Source organism: Planktotalea frisia, assembly GCF_001890925.1.
In the GTDB taxonomy this organism is placed as follows: domain Bacteria; phylum Pseudomonadota; class Alphaproteobacteria; order Rhodobacterales; family Rhodobacteraceae; genus Planktotalea; species Planktotalea frisia.
This window is the reverse complement of the sequence record NZ_MLCB01000195.1, coordinates 1-1,662: the sequence shown is the minus strand read 5'-3', so window position 1 is coordinate 1,662 and position 1,662 is coordinate 1. Positions and strand designations below refer to the sequence as shown.

Genomic DNA, 1,662 nt, shown 5'->3' with positions numbered 1-1,662 from the left:
CGGATCATGCGGTTAGCTGAATCGTTCTACGGTCAGACGTCAACCCGTCAAAAGTCGGGTGCTCGAGGACTCTGTGTATAAGTGAGTTGGTTAGTCACTTTCTCATCATATGCGCGCCGCGCAACATCAATCGTGGCGAGGTTTTCTAGTGCCCAATAGCCCAAAGCACTGATGGGCTCTCGGAATGACTGCCCCATATTGGTCAGGTTGTATTCAACTTTTGGCGGGATAGTTGGGTGATAGGTCCGGTTCACGAGGCCGTCGCGTTCCAACTCTTTTAACGTCAGGCTGAGCATCCGCTGCGAGATGCCCAGGTTGCGCTTGAGTTCGTTAAACCGCAGCGTTCCGTATTCGGCCAAAGAGATCACAACAAGCACGCTCCACCTGTCACCTACACGCGAAAGCACTTCATTGATGCGTTTGCAATCGGGGCATTGTTTGTCATCCAGCATGGCGGTTCCCTTTTTGTGACCGAGGTTCATAAATGTGCCTTCTTGCGGCGCACAATGGTTCCTCATAGATAGTCGGTTACAAATGTATACTGCCCCGTTAGGGCGCTAGCAATAGGACCACACACATGACCGCGAAACCACTCAACGACCTTTTGAACTGGCGTTACGCCACCAAGAAGATGGACCCGTCAAAAGCTGTTCCACAGGACAAAGTAGATGCGATTGTCGAGGCCATTCGCATGGCCCCGACATCCAGTGGCACGCAACCTTTTGAGTTGTTTGTCGTGAGCAATCCTGAGATTCGCAGCAAGATTACCGAAGCAGCCGGCGGACAGGCACAGATCACCGATGGATCGCATCTTTTGGTCTTTGCGGCGTGGGATAATTACACAGCCGAACGGATCGACAACGTCGTTGATCTCAATGTAGCGGCACGTGGCGATCTGCCGATGCTGCACGCTTATTACGACAATCTGAAGTCCAATTACCTGCCGCGTGAGGCGGAGGCCAATTACGCCCATGCCGCGCGCCAAGCCTATATCGCTCTCGGGATTGCACTGGTCGCCGCCGCCGAGCAAGAGGTCGATAGCACGCCGATGGAAGGCTTTAATCCCGATGCCGTGGACGCGATCCTTGGCCTGAAAGAACGCGGCTTGCGGTCGGTTGTGTTGCTGCCTTTGGGGTTTCGCGACGAGGCCAATGATTGGTTGCTGCCAATGGGCAAAGTCCGCAAATCCCGCGATACCATCGTTACAGAGGTCAACTGACATGGGCATTCTACGTAAGCTGTTTCGCGCGACACCGATACCCACAACAGATGGTGCGTTCAGCCCTTCTCCCTTGGCAATCAAACTGGGCACATCGACCACAACGGATTATGATGGTGGCGCTTATGCCAAACCTTATGCAGGCCCCAAAATCGCGTACTGATGATTTGCACCGAAGAACGCAACATGACGATGGCCAACGGCAAAAAATTCTCTACGGGAAACCATCCCGTCGAGATGGGCTTGCCTATGCTTCATCTCATGAACGCGGGTTTTGAGATTGATATTGTAACGCCAACCGGCGCGCCTGTCGCGATCGAGGAATTGGCAATGCCTGCGGATGATGCAGACGTGAAAAAGCTCTATACACAGAGTCCTCGAGCACCCGACTTTTGACGGGTTGACGTCTGACCGTAGAACGATTCAGCTAACCGCATGATCCG

4 protein-coding genes are annotated in these 1,662 nt (G+C 53.4%); 3 read left to right on the top strand and 1 reads right to left on the bottom strand.

The genetic code is table 11. From position 1 onward, the window contains the following. Nucleotides 1-47: 47 nt before the first annotated feature. Entirely contained in the window at nt 48-482 is a 435-nt protein-coding gene (locus PFRI_RS17995) for a winged helix-turn-helix transcriptional regulator (RefSeq protein WP_072632085.1), read from the bottom strand. A 95-nt stretch (nt 483-577) separates the two neighbouring features. Between PFRI_RS17995 and PFRI_RS17990 the strand changes: the two genes are divergently transcribed. Genes PFRI_RS17990 through PFRI_RS21725 form a run of 3 tightly spaced genes read left to right on the top strand, consistent with a single transcriptional unit; the run spans nt 578 to nt 1,615 of the window. Then, nucleotides 578-1,219, top strand: coding sequence for an NAD(P)H-dependent oxidoreductase (locus PFRI_RS17990; RefSeq protein WP_072632084.1), 642 nt, complete (start codon nt 578-580; stop codon nt 1,217-1,219). A 1-nt stretch (nt 1,220) separates the two neighbouring features. Beyond that, nucleotides 1,221-1,382, top strand: coding sequence for a hypothetical protein (locus PFRI_RS21730; protein ID WP_245812459.1), 162 nt, complete (start codon nt 1,221-1,223; stop codon nt 1,380-1,382). 23 nt (nt 1,383-1,405) lie between these two features. After that, entirely contained in the window at nt 1,406-1,615 is a 210-nt protein-coding gene (locus PFRI_RS21725) for a type 1 glutamine amidotransferase family protein (protein ID WP_245812457.1), read from the top strand. Nucleotides 1,616-1,662: the final 47 nt, after the last annotated feature.